Annotated in this window: 18 protein-coding genes; 13 read left to right on the forward strand and 5 right to left on the reverse strand. The window is 65.2% G+C overall.

Annotation, left to right across the window (positions count from 1 at the left end; translation table 11 throughout):
• Positions 1-626 (reverse strand): DUF222 domain-containing protein (locus tag ACLBYA_RS31455; RefSeq protein ID WP_447713402.1); only part of this gene is annotated, 626 nt, incomplete at its 3' end.
• A 234-nt stretch (positions 627-860) separates the two neighbouring features.
• On the opposite strand from ACLBYA_RS31455, the gene ACLBYA_RS31460 reads away from it, so the two are divergent.
• The 9 genes from ACLBYA_RS31460 (at position 861) to ACLBYA_RS31500 (ending at position 11,077) form a co-directional block, all read left to right on the forward strand.
• On the forward strand, positions 861-3,038 hold the full coding sequence (locus ACLBYA_RS31460; protein WP_447713403.1) for a glutamine synthetase III family protein: 2,178 nt from the start codon (positions 861-863) through the stop codon (positions 3,036-3,038).
• Between the two features lie 228 nt (positions 3,039-3,266).
• On the forward strand, positions 3,267-4,013 hold the full coding sequence (locus ACLBYA_RS31465; protein WP_447713404.1) for a GntR family transcriptional regulator: 747 nt from the start codon (positions 3,267-3,269) through the stop codon (positions 4,011-4,013).
• Between the two features lie 5 nt (positions 4,014-4,018).
• Entirely contained in the window at positions 4,019-5,053 is a 1,035-nt protein-coding gene (locus tag ACLBYA_RS31470) for an ABC transporter substrate-binding protein (RefSeq protein ID WP_447713405.1), read from the forward strand.
• On the forward strand, positions 5,050-5,886 hold the full coding sequence (locus ACLBYA_RS31475; protein ID WP_447713406.1) for an ABC transporter permease: 837 nt from the start codon (positions 5,050-5,052) through the stop codon (positions 5,884-5,886). The genes ACLBYA_RS31470 and ACLBYA_RS31475 overlap by 4 nt, the downstream gene beginning before the upstream one ends.
• Before the next feature lies 1 nt (position 5,887).
• Positions 5,888-6,715, forward strand: a complete 828-nt coding sequence (locus ACLBYA_RS31480) for an ABC transporter permease (protein ID WP_447713407.1) — start codon at positions 5,888-5,890, stop codon at positions 6,713-6,715.
• 28 nt (positions 6,716-6,743) lie between these two features.
• The gene (locus ACLBYA_RS31485; protein ID WP_447713408.1) at positions 6,744-7,511 is read left to right on the forward strand and encodes an ABC transporter ATP-binding protein; all 768 of its coding nucleotides are present in this window, start codon (positions 6,744-6,746) and stop codon (positions 7,509-7,511) included.
• A 29-nt stretch (positions 7,512-7,540) separates the two neighbouring features.
• Positions 7,541-9,079, forward strand: a complete 1,539-nt coding sequence (locus tag ACLBYA_RS31490; protein WP_447713409.1) for an aldehyde dehydrogenase — start codon at positions 7,541-7,543, stop codon at positions 9,077-9,079.
• 1 nt (position 9,080) lies between these two features.
• A complete protein-coding gene (locus ACLBYA_RS31495; RefSeq protein WP_447713410.1) occupies positions 9,081-9,824 on the forward strand; it encodes an enoyl-CoA hydratase/isomerase family protein in 744 nt (247 codons plus the stop codon).
• 95 nt (positions 9,825-9,919) lie between these two features.
• Positions 9,920-11,077, forward strand: coding sequence for a Gfo/Idh/MocA family protein (locus ACLBYA_RS31500; protein ID WP_447713411.1), 1,158 nt, complete (start codon positions 9,920-9,922; stop codon positions 11,075-11,077).
• A 35-nt stretch (positions 11,078-11,112) separates the two neighbouring features.
• Here the strand turns inward: ACLBYA_RS31500 and ACLBYA_RS31505 are convergent, their stop codons facing one another.
• Positions 11,113-12,267, reverse strand: a complete 1,155-nt coding sequence (locus tag ACLBYA_RS31505) for a phytanoyl-CoA dioxygenase family protein (RefSeq protein ID WP_447713412.1) — start codon at positions 12,265-12,267, stop codon at positions 11,113-11,115.
• A gap of 65 nt (positions 12,268-12,332) precedes the next feature.
• On the opposite strand from ACLBYA_RS31505, the gene ACLBYA_RS31510 reads away from it, so the two are divergent.
• Positions 12,333-13,367, forward strand: a complete 1,035-nt coding sequence (locus tag ACLBYA_RS31510) for a LacI family DNA-binding transcriptional regulator (RefSeq protein ID WP_447713413.1) — start codon at positions 12,333-12,335, stop codon at positions 13,365-13,367.
• On the opposite strand, the gene ACLBYA_RS31515 is transcribed toward ACLBYA_RS31510, so the two are convergent.
• Positions 13,361-14,389: a Gfo/Idh/MocA family protein gene (locus ACLBYA_RS31515; protein ID WP_447713414.1), complete on the reverse strand. Its 1,029-nt coding sequence runs from the start codon at positions 14,387-14,389 to the stop codon at positions 13,361-13,363. The two genes, ACLBYA_RS31510 and ACLBYA_RS31515, sit on opposite strands and share 7 nt — an antisense overlap.
• 61 nt (positions 14,390-14,450) lie before the next feature.
• On the opposite strand from ACLBYA_RS31515, the gene ACLBYA_RS31520 reads away from it, so the two are divergent.
• Positions 14,451-15,440, forward strand: a complete 990-nt coding sequence (locus ACLBYA_RS31520; protein WP_447713415.1) for a Gfo/Idh/MocA family protein — start codon at positions 14,451-14,453, stop codon at positions 15,438-15,440.
• A 6-nt stretch (positions 15,441-15,446) separates the two neighbouring features.
• On the opposite strand, the gene ACLBYA_RS31525 is transcribed toward ACLBYA_RS31520, so the two are convergent.
• A complete protein-coding gene (locus ACLBYA_RS31525; protein ID WP_447713416.1) occupies positions 15,447-15,716 on the reverse strand; it encodes a metal-sensitive transcriptional regulator in 270 nt (89 codons plus the stop codon).
• A gap of 214 nt (positions 15,717-15,930) precedes the next feature.
• Here ACLBYA_RS31525 and ACLBYA_RS31530 point away from each other — a divergent pair, with 214 nt between their 5' ends.
• Entirely contained in the window at positions 15,931-17,310 is a 1,380-nt protein-coding gene (locus ACLBYA_RS31530) for an MBL fold metallo-hydrolase (protein ID WP_447713417.1), read from the forward strand.
• A gap of 8 nt (positions 17,311-17,318) precedes the next feature.
• Positions 17,319-18,092, forward strand: a complete 774-nt coding sequence (locus ACLBYA_RS31535; RefSeq protein ID WP_447713419.1) for a sulfite exporter TauE/SafE family protein — start codon at positions 17,319-17,321, stop codon at positions 18,090-18,092.
• Between the two features lies 1 nt (position 18,093).
• Here ACLBYA_RS31535 and ACLBYA_RS31540 read toward each other — a convergent pair whose 3' ends face one another.
• Positions 18,094-18,936, reverse strand: coding sequence for a sugar phosphate isomerase/epimerase family protein (locus tag ACLBYA_RS31540; protein ID WP_447713418.1), 843 nt, complete (start codon positions 18,934-18,936; stop codon positions 18,094-18,096).
• Between the last annotated feature and the right edge of the window lie 139 nt (positions 18,937-19,075).

Genomic DNA, 19,075 nt, shown 5'->3' on the forward strand with positions numbered 1-19,075 from the left:
GCGTTCATCGCGGTGGTGCCGTCGCGGCGTTGGGTGCCGATGGTCACCGAACGTGTGCGTATCCGTTCGTTGTCGTCGGGGGCGGGTCCGTCCTGGTCGAACAGGAAGAGGCGGTCGGCGATGGTTTTGGCGAGATCGGCGGGTCCGACGCCGACGGCGTCGCGCACGATGTCGAGTTCGAACTTCTCCCGGTCGGCGGTGGACAGGTGCCCGGGCAGGTCGCGCATGGCGTCGCGGAGCACGGTGAGGTGGTCGGCGGTGATCAGTCCGGCGGCTTGGGCGACGGCCACCACCGGTAGCAGCGGCGGTAACGGTTCCCCGGTCAGGGTGCGGCGCGGCCCCAGGGCGGCGGCTTCACGTAACCGGCGGCCGGCTTCGGCTTTGGAGAGGCGCCACCGGATGCGCAGCACCTCGTTCCAGGATTTGGCGCCCATCTCCCGGGCGGTGGCCTCGGCTTGCAGCCCGGCCAGCAGGCGGTGCCAGCCGGTGGGGAGTTGGCAGGTCAGGGTTTCGTAGTCGTCCATGACGGCGATGAGTTCGTCGCGGGTCAGTGACTGCAGGTCGGTGGCGGCGAACGCGTCGAAGGCGGCCCGTAAGGCCGTCATCGCGTCCGTCGCTGTGGCCATGAGTCGAACATACGTGCGAACACCGACAAAAACCTTGGCACGATCACTGGAGTGACAAACGAGACCAAAGAAAATTCTGAGGTCGTCGAGTCGCCTGATTCGGGCCGAGGGTGCAGTTATGGACGACTCACGCCATTGACGCGCGCGTAACAGATTCGGCATCGAATGTTCCTAGTGTTGGCCGGTCCAGGTCCGTCATGCAGTTGCGGACCCTCGCAGTGCAAAGGAAGTCCATTGAGCGGAAATGCGGTTCGCCTCCAGGCCATCAACAACGTCGAGGCATACGTCCCGCCGGCCATCAGCTTCGATCCCACCGAGGCGCCGGGCGAGATCTTCGGCAGCAATGTGTTCACCAAGGCCGAGATGCAGCTGCGGCTGCCCAAGTCGGTGTACAAGTCCGTGGTCGCGACCATCGAGAAGGGCGCCACGCTCGACCCGGCCGTCGCCGACTCGGTCGCCTCGGCGATGAAGGACTGGGCGCTGTCCAAGGGTGCCACCCATTACGCGCACGTCTTCTACCCGATGACCGGACTGACCGCGGAGAAGCACGACAGCTTCCTGGAGCCCGTCTCCGACGGGCAGACCCTGGCCGAGTTCGCCGGTAAGACCCTGATCCAGGGCGAACCCGACGCGTCCAGCTTCCCGTCCGGCGGCCTGCGCAGCACGTTCGAGGCGCGCGGCTACACGGGTTGGGATGTCACCAGCCCGGCGTACATCCTGGAGAACCCGAACGGCAACACGCTGTGCATCCCCACGGTCTTCGTCTCGATGACCGGTGAGGCTCTGGACTACAAGACCCCGTTGCTCCGTAGCCAGCAGGCCATGGGTGCACAGGCCGAGCGCATCCTGAAGCTGTTCGGCCACAAGAACTTCGACAATATCGTCTCGTTCTGCGGTCCCGAGCAGGAGTACTTCCTGGTCGACCGGCACTTCTTCCTGGCCCGTCCGGACCTGATCAACGCCGGTCGCACGCTGTTCGGCGCCAAGCCGCCCAAGGGCCAGGAGTTCGACGACCACTACTTCGGCGCTGTGCCCGAGCGGGTGCTGGGCTTCATGATGGACACCGAGCGTGAACTGTTCAAGCTCGGTATCCCGGCCAAGACCCGGCACAATGAGGTCGCGCCCGGGCAGTTCGAGATCGCCCCGATGTTCGAGCGCGCCAACATCGCCGCCGACCACCAGCAGTTGCTGATGACGATCTTCCGCACCATCGCCAAGAAGCACGGCATGGAGTGCCTCTTCCACGAGAAGCCGTTCGCCGGTGTCAATGGTTCCGGCAAGCACGTCAACTTCTCCATGGGCAACGCGCAGTTCGGCAGCCTGCTCGTGCCGGGTGACACCCCGCACGAGAATGCCCAGTTCCTGGTGTTCTGTGCCGCCGTCATCCGCGCCGTGCACAAGTTCGGTGGGCTGCTTCGGGTTTCGGTCGCCTCGGCCACCAACGATCACCGCTTGGGCGCCAACGAGGCGCCGCCGGCCATCATCTCGATCTTCCTCGGCGATCAGCTCGCCGACGTCTTCGAGCAGATCGCCAAGGGTGCTGCGACCTCGTCGAAGGGCAAGGGCACCATGATGATCGGTGTCGACACCCTGCCGCACCTGCCGACCGACCCGGGCGACCGCAACCGCACCAGCCCGTTCGCCTTCACCGGCAACCGTTTCGAGTTCCGCGCGCCGGGCTCGGGGCAGACCATCAACGTGCCGATGATCATCCTCAACACGATCATGGCCGACTCGCTGGATTACATGGCGTCTGCGCTGGAGAAGGCCGTCGCCGACGGTACCGAGTTCGATTCGGCGGTGCAGACGCTGCTCACCGAGATCATCACCGAGCACGGCGCGGTCGTCTTCAACGGAGACGGGTATTCGGAGAACTGGCAGATCGAGGCGGCCGAGCGTGGTCTGCTGAACCTGAAGACCACGCTGGATGCGATTCCCGAGCTGATCAAGCCCGAGGCCATCGAGGTGTTCGAGAAGTACGGCGTGTTCAACGAGCGAGAGTTGCACAGCCGCTACGAGGTTCGCCTCGAGCAGTACGCACTGACCATCGCTGTCGAGGCAAAGCTGGCTCTGGAGATCGGCACCACGGTGATCCTGCCGGCGGCCGTCCGCTACCAGACGGAGCTGGCGCAGAATGTGGCCACCCTGAAGGCGACCGGGCTGGACGCCGACACGACCCTGCTGGAGTCGGTGACGACGCCGATCTCGGCGCTGACCGCCGCCTTGGCCACGCTGAAGGCGGGACTGTCGGATCACTCCGCCGAGTCCGCGCTGGATGAGGCCGGCCACGCCCAGAAGTCGCTGCTGCCGGCGATGGAGGCCGTCCGCACCGCCGTCGACACGCTGGAAGGTGTTGTGGCCGACGATCTGTGGCCGCTGCCGACGTATCAGGAGATGCTCTACATCCTCTGACGGCGATAGACATCGTCGGGAGCGGGGGTCAGGCCCGACCGGGCCTCTGGTGACCGCAACCCCCGCCCCGGCGACCAACTGAACCGGCGCTGCTGCACTTCAAACGTCCCGCGCGGACGGCAGCAGCGCCGGTTTTTTGTGGCCTCACACACCTCAATTCCAGAAAGTGATTGACGCCACACCAACCGGATGTATACATTTACACCACTTCGTACACGTGGAGGGTGAATGGCATACCAAAGCGCGGCCAGTCGCATCGCGGCTGAGCTTCGAAACGAGATCCTGCACGGCGAGATCGCTCCCGGATCGCACCTGTCGCAGCTGAGCATCGCCGAGCGATTCGGAGTGAGTCGGATCCCGGTACGCGATGCGATCCAATTGCTCGCCGGTGAAGGTCTGCTGCATCCGACGTCCAAGGCGACCGCGATCGTCACCGGCATGTCGGTCCCGGAACTCCAGGAGCTCTACGAGCTGCGCGAAGCGGTCGAACCGATGGCCACCAGGATCGCGGTTCCCAACGTCGGTCGGGCCGACATCCTGACCATGCGCAAGCAGATGACGATCATGGAATCCAGCGATGAGGCCCCGATCTGGTTGGCGGCCAACGCTGAATTCCACGCGTCGGTCTACAAGCGGGCCAACCGACCGCGCATGATCGAGATGGTCGAACAACTCCGGCGGTTGACCGATCGATACCTGTACATGCACCTCGAGGTCATCGGCCAGACCGAGCATCTGCATGCCGAGCACGCCGCGATCCTGCACGCGGTGGAGACCGGTGACGCGGCGCTGGCCGCGAGGCTGACCCGCGAGCATCTCGCGACCTCACACGACTTCATCTTGTCGTACCTGCTGGAGAACCCGACCGCGACCGGTGGCGACGATGTCGTCAGTTTCCACGAGAACGGTCATATCGAACTCGCACCCAAGGCAACGAAGCCGAGGGGCGCTCAACCGAAGGGAACAAAATCGTGAACGGTATGGGACATCGGCTGGCGGTCGCGCTGATCGCCGCATCCACCGCGGTCGCGATGTCCGGATGTGTCTCCCGGCCCGATTCGAACGCCGGCGGCGGTGAAGGCGGCACCATCCGCTTCACCTTCGCACCGGATCCGGTGTGGGACTACATCACCGACAAGGGAATTCTCGCCGAGATGGAGGCCGAGTCGGGCTTCAAGATCGACGCGTCGTCCACCTGGGATGAGTTCGGTGTCTTCGCGGGTGGTCACGCGGACATCGTCTCGTCGGCCTCGTATGAGGTGCCGGTCATCGAGAAGGAGACCGGTCGCGACACCGTCGTGATCGGCAAGTACAACATGGACCGCAGCGTCATCATCGCGCGTGCCGACAACCCGGCCACCACACTGGCCGACCTGAAGGGCCAGGACATTTCCGCCTTCACCGCGGTATCGGCGACCCTGGTGTGGGGTGCCTATGCCAAGAAGTTGCACGACGTCGACTTCCGTTCCGGTGGAGGTGATTACAACATCATCGTGTCGGACCCACAGCAGCAGGCCGGACTCGTCGAGAAGGGTGAGGTGGCCGCCTGTGTGTGCCTGCCCGAATTCGCCACCCCGGGGTTGCGCAGCGGCGAGCTCAAGGTCCTCTACGACGGCAAGGCATCCTCGGACATGTATTCCGAACTCGTGGTGCCGGATCACGAGGGCCCGATGATCAACGTCTTCCTGGCCGGTTCGGAGTGGGCCGAGCAGAATCCGGAACAGGTGGAGTTCTTCCTCGACGTGTGGCAGCGCGGACTGCAGGAGTGGGAAGCCAACAACGCCGAGATCATCGAGACCTACCCGCAGCACTTCGCGGTAGAGGCGCCCGAGGACATCGCCTTCGTCCAAGACTACGTCGGTGACCACGACTGGTTCGTCCGCGATATCCGGTTCGACCAGACCTGGGCGGACAACGAGTCGCAGGTGTTCCCGTTGCTCAAGGAAACCGGATTCATGGAACAGGATCAGGCACTGCCGAAGTTCCGGCCATCTGAGGGCGGCGGCGCCTCGTGACCGTCACCACCAACAGGCCGGCAGGCACGCCGGGCGCCGCCCCCGAAACCGGGGTGGCGCCCGCCCGACCGGGCGCCGCAGTGGCCCGACGGATCGGTCTCCAACTGGTCGGCTATGCGAGCCTGCTCGCCGTCTGGTCGTTCTGCTCGCTGGTGTTGTTCACCGAGTATGTGCTCCCCGCGCCGTGGACCGTCGGTGCCGAGATGTGGCACCTGGCCTCGGACGGCACCGCATTCGTCCAATTCGGTTCCAGCATTGTGAAAATCGCACTCGGATTCGCCATCGGCACCGTGTTCGGTGTGCCATTGGGTCTGCTGATGGGCCGGGTGCGGTACCAGAAGTATTTCTGGCAGCAACCGCTGCTGGTGCTCGGTAATGTCCCCGGCCTGGCCTACGCGGTGTTCGCACTGATCCTGTTCGGCATCGGTGCGATCGGCCCGGTGGTCGTGGTCGCGTTCGTCGCACTGCCCTATGTCGCACTCAATGTCGCCCAGGGTGTCGAGGAGGTGGATCGCCGCCTGGTCGACATGAGCGCGGTCTACGGTATCGGCCGCGGCGAGATCATCAGGTCGGTATACCTACCGTCGGTGATGCCTTTCCTTTTCGCGGCGCTGCGGTACGGGTTCGCGATGGCGTGGAAGGTCGAGGCGCTCACCGAGGTCTTCGGTGGACGCAGCGGTATCGGCTTCATGATCCGGCAGTCATACCAGGAGTTTTCGGTGGCCGGGGTGCTCGCTTGGACCGGGTTCTTCGTCATCTTCATCCTGTTGATCGAGCGGGTGTTCCTGGCTGGTCTGGAACAACGGTTCTTCGCCTGGAGAGGTGGCCGCTGATATGAGCGCACCCGAAACGCACACCGCGACATCGTCGCGTCCGAATCTGCTCAACGGCCCACTGGGGGCCAGTGTCGCCGCCGCGGTGCTGTTCCTGCTCGCATGGCAGTTGTTCGGGATGTTCGGTGAACGGATCCCAGGGCCGGTGCCGGTGGTGAACGCCGCCATCAGTGAGATCGAGCGCGGCGAGTTCTTCTACAACTTCTCGATCAGCATGCAGCGGTTCGCGATCGGCATGGCCCTATCGATCATCCTCGGCATCGCCATCGGGATCGCGATCGGCTCGTCGCGGCTGTTCGACAATCTGTTCGGCGACGTCAATCTCGTCGGGCTGGCCATCCCAGCTGTCATCTGGGCGCTGTTGTGCGCCATGTGGTTCGGCTTCTCAGACACGGCGCCGATCGTCACGGTGATCCTCTCGGCGGTGCCGTTCGTGGTCGTCAACGTTGCCGCCGGCGCCAGGTCGGTGCCACCGGAGCTTCTCGACATGTCGCAGTCCTACGACGTCTCACCGTTGCGCCGGTTGCGGCACACCACGATGCCTGCCGTCACCGGTTACGTCGTGGCCGGTATCCGGTTCGGCGTGATGTCGGGCTGGAACGGACTGCTGTTGTCCGAGTGGTTCGGCTCCGCCGACGGTGTCGGACATCGCGCTCGCTACTGGTACGACGCGAACCAGCTGCCGGGCTTCGTGGCGTGGATCGCATTCTTCATCGTCTTCATGGTGCTCACCGACCGGGTTCTGCTGGAACGGTTGTCGCGCCGTGCCTTCCGCTGGCGGGACAACGCTTCCAGTCCCGGCGAGCCGACCGCGGCTGCCGCCGCCTAGACCTGACACACCCACTTAGGAGCTACTCATGGCCAATGTCACCGTGACCGATCTGCTCAAGGTGTTCGGCACTCCCACCGGACCCCAGACCGTGATCGATCACATCAACTTCGAGATCGCCGATCGCTCGTTCGTATCCCTGGTGGGTCCGTCCGGATGCGGAAAGACCACGCTGCTCAACATCATCGCCGGAATCGAATCGGCCACCTCGGGGACCGTGACCGTCGGAACGCCCGGACAACAGGCCAAGCTGGCCTACGTCTTTCAGGAGCCGCGGCTGCTGCCGTGGCGGTCGATCTTCGACAATCTCATGTACGTCCAGCGGGTTCGTGACGAGGCGGCCAAACAGCGTGTGCACGAGGCCCTGCAACGCGTCGGGCTGGGGCACGCCGAGAAGAAATGGCCCGGCCAACTCTCCGGCGGGCAGCAACAGCGTGTCGGCATCGCCAGGGCGCTGTCCATCGAACCCGACGTGCTGTTGATGGACGAACCGTTCAGCCATCTCGATGCGATCACCGCCCGCGGGTTGCGCGAGCATCTGCAGGAACTGTGGGCACAGACCCGCAAGACCGTCGTGTTCGTCACCCACGATGTCAGCGAGGCCGCCGAACTGTCCGATCGGATTCTCATGCTGGCCCCCGGCGGAACCATCCACGAGGACATTACCGTCGACCTACCGCGACCCCGCAAGGCGTCGAACACCGAGGTGGCGGTGCTGGAGTCGTCGATTCTGCGGCGGTTCGAGGAACTCGAAGCGAGTTCGCGCCAACGCTCCGTCGCCCCCGCCAGCGCCTGACCTCCACTCTGTGATTGGAAAGTAGAACCATGTCTGAATCGGTTGTGACCACTGCTGTCTCGAATCTCGCCGTGGGCGGTGAGCACGTGCACGGCCTGCTCATCGACGGCGAGGTGCGGTCCGGCGGTGGTGAGATTCTCGACCTGATCAACCCGGCGACCGGTCGGATATTCGCCCGGTGCCACAGCGCGGACACTCAGGACACGAACCTGGCGGTGGAATCCGCACGTGCCGCTTTCGACTCGGGCGTCTGGTCCCGGATGGCCATCCACCAGCGAGCGAGAATCCTCAACAAGTTCGGTGACCTGCTCGAACGCGATATGCACCGGTTGTATCGCCTGGAGACCGACAACAACGGCCGACCGATCACCGAGACCAAGGCGCAGATCACCCGACTGCCCGAGTGGTATCGGTACAACGCGGCCCTGCTGCTCGCCGGCCGCAATTCGGTGGTGCCGATGTCCGGTGAGTACCACTCCTACACGTCCCGGTTCCCGCTCGGCGTCGTCGCGACACTGTCGTCGTTCAACCATCCGCTGATGATCGCCTCGAAAAGCGTTGCGCCCGCGTTGGCCACGGGAAACAGCGTGATCCTCAAGCCCTCCGAGCAGACACCGCTGACAGCGCTGCTGATCGGGGAGTTGGCGCTGGAGGCGGGCGTCCCGCCGGGCGTGTTCAACGTCATTCCCGGCCTCGGACCGGTGGCGGGTGCCGGACTGGCCGAGCATCCGCAGGTCGACAAGGTGGTGTTCACCGGTGGCACCGAGGTCGGCCGGATCATCTCCGTGGCCACCGCATCACGATTCGCGAAATCCACCGTGGAACTGGGCGGCAAGACCCCGGTATTGGTGTTCGACGATGTTCCGGTGGAGGTTTCCGCGCGTGGCGCGGCGTTCGGCGGCTTCGTCGGCGCCGGCCAGACCTGCATTGCAGGGACCCGGATCCTGGTGCAGGAGAACGTGTACGACGACTTCGTCACGGCCCTGGTGGCACAGGCCGAACGCATCCGCATCGGTGATCCCAGCCAGGCCGCGACCCAACTCGGTCCGGTGATCTCCGAACGCGCCCGGCAACGCATCCTGAACTATGTCGACATCGGTGTCTCCGAGGGTGCGACCCTGGCGACCGGGGGAGTGGCCCGGCAGGTGCCCGGTCTGGACGGGTACTTCGTCGCGCCGACGGTGCTGTCCGATGTCACCAACCAGATGCGGGTCGCACGCGAGGAGATCTTCGGCCCAGTGCTCGTGGTCATCCCGTTCACCGACGAGGCCGATGCGGTGGCGATAGCCAACGATTCGCCCTACGGCCTCGGCTCGTCCATCTGGACCCGCGACGTGGCCCGCGCCCACCGGGTCGCCGCGCAGCTGGAACACGGCATCGTATGGGTCAACGACCACCACCGGCTCGACCCCTGCTCACCGTGGGGAGGAGTTCGCGAAAGCGGGCACGGTCGGGAAGGCGGTTGGGAATCGTTCGACGATTTCAGTCACGTGCGTGCGGTCACCGTGCGCACCGCACCCGACGATGTGGACTGGTACGGCGGCATCGCCATCGAAAGGTTGAACTGATATGACGACGAATCTTGTTCGAGAAGGCGGCATTCCGACGGTTCCCGGTTTGGATGTGGAACAGGACGGTGCAGTGCTGACCGTCCGGCTGGACAGCCCTGACGGCAACCTGATGACCATGGCGATGTGCGATGCACTGGCTGCGGTGCTGGCCTCGCCCCCCGAGGGTGCGCATGTGCTGGTGTTGAGCGGGGCCGGCGACTCTTTCTGCATGGGCCGGGAGCGCACCGCGGCCACCCCGGACGATCTGCCGGGTGAGGTACGCAGGTTGGTCGCGGTCAACGAGGCGCTCGCCGAGACGCCGCTGGTGACGGTCGCCCGGGTACACGGTGATGCTGCCGGGTTCGGCGTCGGTCTGGCATCCCTGTGTGATGTTGCCGTGGCCACCCGCACCGCGCAGCTCAATTTCCCGGAGGTGCGGATCAACCTGGCGCCGGCACTGGTGCTGGCGTGGTTGCCGCACATGGTCGGTAAGCGTGCGGCGTTCTGGCTGACGGCCAGCGGAGCACCGGTATCCGGCGACGAGGCGGTGCGGATCGGGCTGCTCAACGAGGTGGTCGACGGTATCGATGCCCTCGACGCCGCGGTGGCACAGAAGGTGGGCGCACTGCTCGCTGCGCAGCCGAGGGTGCACCGGGAGATCCGGGCGATGCTGCGTTCGGTGGAGTCATTGTCCGAGCGCCAGTCCTACGAGCTGGCCAGTGACCGATTGGTGCTGGGCTCACTGCGCCGGCTGCATAAGTAACCGGCGTAGACCAGTGACGTGCAGTTCAGGGTATTTGTCCTGACGTTCGAACAATTGCTGGACAGCGTCGGCGCGGGGTCGCTACGCTCACCGCCATGAGCACCTCGGTTGGCATCATCGGTTTCGGCTGGATGGGTCGTGTGCACGCGCAGGCCTATGCGCGGCTGCGGCATCACTACCCGCAGTCGGGTGCGCCGAACCTGGTGGCCATCGCCGACGAGGTACCCGGTCGCGCCGCGGAGGCGGCCGATCAGTTCGGCGCCACGTCGGCCCTGACGGACTGGCGAGACCTCATCGCCGACCCCGCCATCGCGGCGGTCAGCGTGACCGCGCCGAACTTTCTGCACCGCGAAATCGGCACGGCCGTCGTCGAATCGGGCAAGCACCTGTGGATCGAGAAGCCGGTGGGTCTCACCGCCGCGGACGCGCTGGCGGTCGCCCGCGCCGCCGATGCGCAGGGCGTGCAGACCGCCGTCGGCTTCAACTACCGCAATGCGCCCGCCGTCGCCGCCGCGCGGAACCTCATCGCGGCAGGCGATCTCGGCGATATCACGCATGCGCGCTTCTACTTCCTCAGCGATTACGCCGCCCATCCCGACGGCGCTCTGAGCTGGCGCTTCCAGCGCGACCGCGGTGGCAACGGTGTCCTCGGTGATCTCGCCTCCCACGCCGTCGACCTGGTGCGTCACCTGCTCGGTGAGGTCGACTCGGTGGTCGCCGACACAGCAACCTTCATCGCCCAGCGACCGGAGCCCACGGGTGCGACCAGTGGGCATCAGCTGGCCAGCGGTGGGGAACACGGCGATGTCGAGAACGAGGACTACGTGATGGCCCAGCTACGCCTGGCATCGGGTGCCCGCTGTGGGGTCGAGGCCAGCCGCGTCGCGGTCGGTGAACAGAACGCCTACGGGTTCGAAATCCATGGCACCAAAGGCTTTGTCGCCTGGGATTTCCGTCGTATCGGTGAACTGCGGGTCGGTTTCGGATCGACCTTCCGGGACCAGTCGGTGACGACGCGGTACGTCGGCCCCGGCGACGGCGAATACGCGGCATTCCAACCCGGGTCGGCCATGGCGATGGGATATGACGAGCTCAAGGTCATCGAGGCGCACCGTTTCCTGGAGTCGGTGGCCAAGGGGTCGCCGGTCGGTGCCAACATCTGGGATGCTGTCGCCGCGGCGCTGGTGGTCGAGGCGATCACCGAATCGGTGCGGACCGGATCGTGGGTGACTCCCGACTGCGTCGAGCGCTGAGGCGCCGGCCCGCTACGGACCGGCGCCCCGGCAGTTCACGCGGTGTGTCGGTGGCTCAACACTGCCAGTTCGGTGCTCAGCTCGCCCGGCGGCATACCGGATGCCAGCGCACGGGCCACCAACTCGGCCTGGGTCTCGCCGTGCAACCCCGAGACCGGCTGGTCGAGATCGAGATTGCTGGGGAACGCGTAACCCTCTGCGGCTGCGGCGATCACATTGGCGGCCCGACCCGCGTCGGTGAGCTGTTGCAACGCTGGATAGATCGCGTTGACCATCGATTTCCGGTCCACCGAGTCAAGCGCCCGCCCGAAGGGCGACGAGACCTGCAGCAGGTTCGCCATCCGCTTGATATCGGTGGACGAGTTGGTACCGGCGGCGTGGAACAGGGCCGGGTTGAAGAACACCGCATCGCCGGCCTCCAGCGGCAGCTGCACATAGTGGGTGTGGAAGTACTCGCGGAACTCGGGCAGGTTGAAGGCGAGGTAGCCGGGCTCGTACAGCTGCGAATAAGGCAGGTACATCGTGGGTCCGGACTCCAGTGGCATGTCGACATGGGCCACCGCGCCCTGCAGGGTCAGCGCCGGCGACAACCGGTGGGTGTGCGCTCGGAATCGGGCGGCGGTATCCGTCGACATGAACCCGAGGTGGTAGTCACGATGGGGGTTCTGCGCCTGCCCGCCGGGATTGACGACATTGATCGCCGAGGTGACCTGATACATGGGTCCCAGCCACGCGTAGGACACCAGGGCCAGGATGTCGTTGCCGTAGTAGCGCACGAACAGCTCGGGAGCCACCAATGCGAGCTTCTGCAGAGCGTTCCAGATGCGATCGTTGGCACCCGGTTTGGCGAAATGGTCACCGGCCACCACTCCGGACGCCCGCTGCTCGGCGATGATGCGACTGAACAATTCGGTGGTTTCGGCCAGCGCCTCCGCGGGGCCGAATGCGCCCTTGATCACCACGATGCCCGGCCCGGACAGGAAGGCCCTGGCGAACTCGTCGGCGATCTCCTCCCACCGTTCGGGCTGCGCGCGCAGGGATTCCGCGGCATAGAACAGCACACCGCTGCGGGTGTCATCGGCGAATGGATAGTCGGCGATATCGGTCTCGCGGGCAAGAAGTGCCGCGAATTCGTCAATATGGCAATCGGATTCGCTGATCCGAATGGTGTTGCTGATGCTGGTCGTCATGCTGTTCAGAATGGCAAGGTCGCATATCGCGAACAACCGGGCAAATCCATCAAATCGACCTCAACATGAGCAGGCATCCGTTCCCCATCCGTGAGATCGCCCGCCAGGCGGGGGTCAGTGAGGCGACCGTGGACCGTGTTCTGCACGGGCGTCCGGGCGTACGGGAACCGACGGTGCGTCAGGTTCAACGGGCGGTCGCCGAACTGGAGCGGCAACGCACTCAGATTCGACTATCGGAGCGGACCTTCCTCATCGACGTCGTGATGGACACCCCGAAGAGATTCTCGACCCTGGTCCGACGGTCGCTGGAGGGTGAGCTGGCCGGCCTCGGTCCGGCGGTCCTGCGCAGCAGGTTCCACAACCAGGAGCACTGGAACATCGGTGACCTGGTGCGCCAGTTGGACACCATCGTGCGCAAGGGGAGTCACGGTGTGGTGCTCAAGGCGCCGGATGTACCCGAGATCGCGGCCGCCATCGGTCGGCTGACCGCCGCGCGGATCCCGGTGATCACCCTGGTGACCGACGTACCGGCCAGCACACGCATCGCACATGTCGGGATGGACGATCGCGCGGCGGGCGCGACGGCGGCCTATCTTGTGCACCAGTGGTTGCGGCGAGTTACCGGGGACGTATTGGTGGTGACCAGTAGTGAGCTGTTCCGCGGGGAAGAGGAGCGCGAGAAGGGGTTTCGCGCGGCGCTGCGTGAGTACGACTCGACACGGCACATCGTCGACATCCAGAATTCCGACGGTCTGGATTCCACCTGCCGGCGGCTGGTGCAGACGGCGTTGGCGGAACATCCCGATCTGGTCGCGGTGTATTCGATCGGCGGCGGTAACACGGGTATCGCCGCCGCGTTCGAGGCCGCCGACCGGACATGTGAGGTCTTCGTCGGGCACGATCTGGCGGCCTCGAACCGTGAGCTGTTGGTGCAGGGCAGGCTGACGGCGGTGTTACATCACGACCTGGCCGCCGACATGCGGCGGGTCGCCCGTCTGGTGATGGTGTTTCACGGAGCCCTACCCGGACCGCTGCCGACGGAACGCTCGGCGATCCAGGTGATCACCCCGCACAATCTGCCGCCTGCGCGGCCCTACTGAAGCTCCAGTTGCGCCCGGATCTGGTCGGCAACCTCGAGCGTCGAGATCGCGTACCGCAACGGATGGATCTCCGATTCGATGCGTCCGTCGGTGATCAGCCGGGCGGCCTCGACGGCCGCGAAGTGCAATCCGTCGGCCTGCACGCCGGGCTTCTCGTCATAGTGCAGGACCCCGCCGGGCTCGGTCGGGTGGCCCCGATGCCGGGTCAGGGTGAACGGCCCGGGCATGAAGAATGGCCCGTCGATGTGCAGCGTTGCGTCCCGACCGGCGATTGTTGCCGCGGTCGGGGTGTCAGACAGCATCGTGGTGTGCAGCACGGCCTGGTTACCCTCGGCGTCGGCGAGCAGCGCCGAGATCTGCCCGTTGACACCGGGGCGGGCGTCCTGACCCTGCGCGAACACCGTCGTGAATGATCCGAACACCATGTGAGCCAGCGCAATCGGATAGGTACCCAGGTCGAGCAGTGGGCCGCCGCCCAGTGTCGCGTCATAGATCCGGTGATCGGGGGTGAAGAACTCACCGTGGTCGGCGATCACCGTGCGGATCTCGCCGAGCGCACCGTCGTCGAGCAGCTGGCGGATGACGTCGAACTTCGGGAGGAACTTCGTCCACATCGCTTCGCCGGCGAACCGATTGTTGCGCACCGCGGCGGCAGCGATATCCCGGGCTCCCGCCGCGTCGACCGCGAGCGGTTTCTCGACCAGGACGTGCTTGCCGGCATTCAACGCGTCGATCGCGTTGTCGCGGTGGCTCGGGTGAGTGGTCGCGATGTAGACGATGTCCACATCCGGATCGCTGAAGAGTGCCTCGTAACTGCCGTGTGCGTGCGGCAGCGACCACTGGGCGGCGAAGGCTGTCGCCCGGTGCAGATCGCGCGAACCGACTGCCATCACCTGTTGAGTCGTGTTGTGCTGCAGGGATTCGACGAATCGCTGGGCGATCCAACCGGGACCTGCGATGCCCCAGCGCAGTGTGGGTGCCTCGCGCGGATCGGAGGTTCTCGGCACGGGGAGCGCGGTCATGACGGAAGCGTAGCGATCAAATCGCTATTTGTTAAGACATTAGTATGTAATACTCGGCCGCATGAGCGTGCGTATCGGAGTCATCGGCGTCGGCGTCATGGGCGCCGACCATGCCCGCAAGCTGGCCCGTTCGGTATCGGGTTCTGAGGTGGTGGCCGTCAGCGATTTTGATGCCGCCGTGGCTGGTGCGGTGGCAGACGAACTCGGGGCTCGGGTGCACGCCGACGGCGGGGCGCTCATCGCGGATTCCGAGGTGGACGCCGTCGTCATCGCCACGCGCGATGACGCACATGCCGGTCTGGTCCGTGCCGCGCTCGCCGCGCGAAAGCCCGTGATGTGCGAGAAGCCTTTGGCACCAACCGCGACTGAGTGCCGGGAGTTGGTGGACGAGCAGCTGGCGCTGAATCTTCCGGTTGACCTCGTCACCGTGGGATTCATGCGGCGGTTCGACCCGTCCTATGTCACGTTGCGGCAGCGGGTCTCCGGGGGAGAGTTCGGGCAGGCGCTGGTGGCGCACTGCATCAGTCGCACCGTCAGCACCTATCCCGGTGGCGATTCCGCGTCGTCGATCACCAATTCGGCAATCCATGAACTCGACATCGTTCCGTGGCTGCTGGACTCGCCGATCGTGGAGGTGAGCTATCAGCATGGGCGGTCGTCGGCGAACTCGGGGACACGGCAGGATCCGCAGATCTATCTGCTGCGGACGGCCTCCGACGTGTTGGTCACCGTCGAACTGTTCCTCAACGCGCGCTACGGGTACGACACCCGGTGCGAGGTGGTGATGGAGACCGGAACCGCCGCGCTGACGTTGCCCACCCATGTGATCATCGATGCCGAACGATCCAGGGGTGTCGACTATCCCGCCGACTGGATCCCGCGCTACTCCGATGCCTACCGCATCGAATTGCAGGAGTGGATCGATTCGATCCGCGAGCAGCGGCCGTCCACACTGGCCACCGCGGTCGACGGGTTGCGGGCTGCCCAGGTGGCCGACGCACTGGTCGAATCGATGGCGGCCGGCGGCTCCTGGGTGAAGGTCGCGGACTGACGCGGCTTACGCCAGCGCGAGAAACAGCTTCTCCAGTTCCGCTTCGGTCATCGGCTTCGACCCGTCGGCGGACTGGCCGGAAATGCACTCCCGGAGCCCGGTCGCAACGATCTTGAACCCGGCGCGGTCCAGCGCGCGTGATACCGCCGCCAACTGTGTCACCACGTCCTTGCAGTCACGTCCCTGCTCGATCATCGAGATCACACCGGCCAACTGGCCTTGTGCTCGTCGCAGCCGATTGAGCACCGCGGCGATGCTGTCCTCGTCACCGGTCATGTTTCACGCCTTCCCGTCTGGTACCGCAACAGCGTACCCATGGGGGTATATTCCGCGTCTCGCGATTCTGGGCGATTCGGTCTTGGTGGCCGTTCGATTGATGGTGACGCTGGTCGACGAACGCGTGACCAAATACGCCTGGGGGTATAGTGGCGCCCATGGCCAATATACCCATGGGGGTATATCGGCGAGACTACAGCCCAAGGAGGAGCCGATGATCTTCACGCAGTACTACCTGGAGTGTCTCTCGCACGCGTCATACCTGATCGGGGACGAGAAGAGCGGTCGTGCCGCGATTGTCGACCCGCAACGCGATATTGCCGAATACCTCGCCGACGCCCGCGGACACGGTCTGACCATCGACTGGGTCATCGAGACGCATTTCCACGCAGACTTCCTGTCCGGCCACCTGGAGCTCGCGGAAGTCACGGGAGCCCGGATCGTCTACTCGTCGGTGGCAGAGACCGAGTTCGAGTCGGTGGGTGTCGGCGACGGCGAGCGCTACTCGCTGGGCGACGTGACATTGGAGTTCCGCCACACACCGGGACACACCCCGGAATCGATGAGCATCGTCGTCTATCAGCATGCCGACGATGGGGTGCCCTACGGTGTGCTGACCGGCGACACGCTGTTCATCGGTGATGTGGGCCGCCCCGACCTGTTGGCTTCCGTCGGCCTCACCCGGGAAGAGCTCGCGGACAGCCTGTACGACTCATTGCACGGCCAGTTGATGACACTGCCCGATGCGACCAGGGTGTACCCCGCGCACGGTGCCGGGTCGGCCTGCGGCAAGAACCTGTCGACCGAGCTGTGGTCCACGATCGGTGAGCAGAAGGCGACCAACTACGCGCTGCGGGCACCCGACAAATCGACATTCCTGACACTGGTGACGGCGGGTCAGCAGCCTGCGCCCAGCTATTTCGGCTATGACGCGATCCTCAACCGGAAGGATCACAATCTGCTCGACGAGGATGCGGTACCGCCGGCGATGACCTATGAAAAGGTTCGGGACGCCATCGATGGTGGTGCTGTCCTGATAGACGGGCGAACTCCCGAGGACTTCGCGCTGGGCCACCTGCGCGGGTCGATCAACATCGGATTGGCGGGGCGTTATGCCGAGTTCGCCGGCTCGGTATTGCGATCGGATGTGGACATCGTGTTGCTCACCGACCCTGGCCAGGAACTCGAAGGCAAGATCCGGCTGGGCCGTATCGGTTTCGATCGAGTGGTGGGTCATGTGGCACAACCCGATGCGGTCATGTTCGCCCATCGCGATGATGTCACGGTCGCCTCGCGTCTGACCGCCGGGGCGTTCGACGACCGGCTGGATCATCTGGTGAACCTGCAGATTATCGATGTCCGTAACCCCGGTGAGGTCCAGGCAGGGGTCATTCCCGGTGCTATGACGATCCCCGTCGGCCAGCTGCCTGCCCGGATCGCCGAACTCGATCCCGCGCGACCGACGGTCGTGTACTGCGCAGGCGGCTACCGCTCGTCGGTCGCCGCAAGTCTGCTGAGGCACAGTGGCTTTGCCGATGTCAGCGACATTCTTGGCGGCTACGGCGCCTGGACGGCAGCGCAAAAGGACGACTGACTGTGCCGATGAACATCGTGCTGGTGCTGACGTTCGGTGCCGTCGTCGGTGTGCTGCTGGGCCTACTCGGGGGCGGGGGATCGATCCTGGCAGTGCCCACCCTGGTCTACGGCCTGGGTCTGGGCATCGAGCAGGCCATTCCGATGTCGCTATTCGTGGTCGGCGCCGCCTCCACGGTGGGCGCGATGCCCAGGATCTCCGCCGGTCAGGTGCAGTGGCGCCTGGCCGCCGTGTTCGCGTTGGTCGGGATGCCTGCGACATATCTCGGCGCCACGGTCGGTGGACACCTTCCGCAGTCGGTACTGCTCGCCGGGTTCGCGGTGGTCATGGTGTTGGCCGGAATCCGGATGCTGCAGGACGATCGCAAAATCGGAACAGCTTGCGCGGTTGGTGATTCGGGTATCGACTGGCGCCGGTGCGCGTCGAGGTCCATTCCGGCCGGATTCCTCGTGGGATTGCTCACCGGCCTGTTCGGCGTCGGCGGTGGCTTCCTGATCGTCCCCGCACTGGTGCTGCTGCTCGGCGTGCAGATGTCGGTGGCCGTCGGTACATCGCTGCTCGTCATCGTGGCGAACTCGACGGTCGGGATCGCCGCACACGTGAATGGCATCGCGATCGACTGGCCGATCACCGTGGTATTCGTAGGGACAGCGATCGTGGGCTCGCTGATCGCCGGCCATCTCGCCACCGGACTCGACACCCGGCGCCTGCAGCGATGGTTCGCGTATCTCGTGTTCGCCGTGGCGCTCTACATACTGGCTGACATGGTTCTTCTCGGTTAGCTCAGAGCACCGCGTGTGCGGAGTCCGCGGCGAGCTTCAGGGCCTCCCGGACCGGAAGTGCCCGGAAGCTGTCCGACAGGATCTCCACGCCCCATGGCCCCTGAAATCCGAAGTATCGCAACAGTTCCACCAAGCCGAGCAGATCGAAGGTGCCGTCCCCGCAGAGCACCCGGTTGTGCACGGTGTCCTGGAAAAGTGTGCCGACCACCTCGTCCTCGGCATCGTCGAGTTCGACCCCGAAGATCATCTCCGGGCTCAGCGACCGGGCCAGGTCGCCGATCGTCGTTCCCGCCCGGAACACGTGCCAGGCATCGATCAGCAGGCCGGCCGCCGGGTGCCCCGTCTCCCGGATCAGTTCGGCTGCGGCCGGAATGCTGTCGATGATCGAGAACGGCATGGGTTCGATGGCGATCCGGGTGCCATGGGCGGTCGCCTCCTCGGCGATCTCGCGCAGCGGGGCCACAAGTTCGCTGAGATCGGTTGTCCGTGAACCCTGTTCGGATCCGATCTTGATGAACGCGGGATGCAGCACATCGGCCGCCTCGAACAGCAGGTCGCGCACATCGTAGGAATGGCCGAGCTGCCCGCGCGGAATCCACCAGCGTTCGATCAGCTCGATCTCGATATGGTGCAGGCCCGCGGCGGCCGCGAGATCTCCCAGCGCGGCGAACCCGATGGAGTCGCGGATGGCCGACAGGTCATCGGCGATCAAGCCGAATCCGGCGAATCCGGCGTCGGCGATCGCCGCCACCCGCTCGCCGATCGGCACCGGGCTGGTCGCCGGATTGAGCATCGGTGAGGTGTTTCCGGCGCTGGTCCATGCGGTGGCGACAAGTTGTGTCACGGTGCTCCCGTTCGTCGAGCGTGCGTGAATCTGCCCGCGCGCGGTGTGTCTGGTCGCGGATATGCATGCTCGCGGAAAGTACCTACTGGTTTTCGGGGAAGCCGAGGTTGATGCCGCCGTGGCTGGGGTCCAGCCAGCG

The organism is Mycobacterium sp. C31M (genome assembly GCF_053345865.1).

Excerpts from the sequence above, each read along its gene's own strand:
- ACLBYA_RS31500 (WP_447713411.1), top strand. The coding sequence starts at position 9,920 with ATGAGCACCTCGGTTGGCATCATCGGTTTCGGCTGGATGGGTCGTGTG.
- ACLBYA_RS31510 (WP_447713413.1), top strand. The coding sequence starts at position 12,333 with ATGAGCAGGCATCCGTTCCCCATCCGTGAGATCGCCCGCCAGGCGGGG.
- ACLBYA_RS31515 (WP_447713414.1), bottom strand. The coding sequence starts at position 14,389 with ATGACCGCGCTCCCCGTGCCGAGAACCTCCGATCCGCGCGAGGCACCC.
- ACLBYA_RS31495 (WP_447713410.1), top strand. The coding sequence starts at position 9,081 with ATGACGACGAATCTTGTTCGAGAAGGCGGCATTCCGACGGTTCCCGGT.
- ACLBYA_RS31490 (WP_447713409.1), top strand. The coding sequence starts at position 7,541 with ATGTCTGAATCGGTTGTGACCACTGCTGTCTCGAATCTCGCCGTGGGC.
- ACLBYA_RS31470 (WP_447713405.1), top strand. The coding sequence starts at position 4,019 with ATGGGACATCGGCTGGCGGTCGCGCTGATCGCCGCATCCACCGCGGTC.
- ACLBYA_RS31465 (WP_447713404.1), top strand. The coding sequence starts at position 3,267 with ATGGCATACCAAAGCGCGGCCAGTCGCATCGCGGCTGAGCTTCGAAAC.
- ACLBYA_RS31530 (WP_447713417.1), top strand. The coding sequence starts at position 15,931 with ATGATCTTCACGCAGTACTACCTGGAGTGTCTCTCGCACGCGTCATAC.
- ACLBYA_RS31520 (WP_447713415.1), top strand. The coding sequence starts at position 14,451 with ATGAGCGTGCGTATCGGAGTCATCGGCGTCGGCGTCATGGGCGCCGAC.
- ACLBYA_RS31480 (WP_447713407.1), top strand. The coding sequence starts at position 5,888 with ATGAGCGCACCCGAAACGCACACCGCGACATCGTCGCGTCCGAATCTG.
- ACLBYA_RS31505 (WP_447713412.1), bottom strand. The coding sequence starts at position 12,267 with ATGACGACCAGCATCAGCAACACCATTCGGATCAGCGAATCCGATTGC.
- ACLBYA_RS31485 (WP_447713408.1), top strand. The coding sequence starts at position 6,744 with ATGGCCAATGTCACCGTGACCGATCTGCTCAAGGTGTTCGGCACTCCC.
- ACLBYA_RS31535 (WP_447713419.1), top strand. The coding sequence starts at position 17,319 with ATGAACATCGTGCTGGTGCTGACGTTCGGTGCCGTCGTCGGTGTGCTG.
- ACLBYA_RS31525 (WP_447713416.1), bottom strand. The coding sequence starts at position 15,716 with ATGACCGGTGACGAGGACAGCATCGCCGCGGTGCTCAATCGGCTGCGA.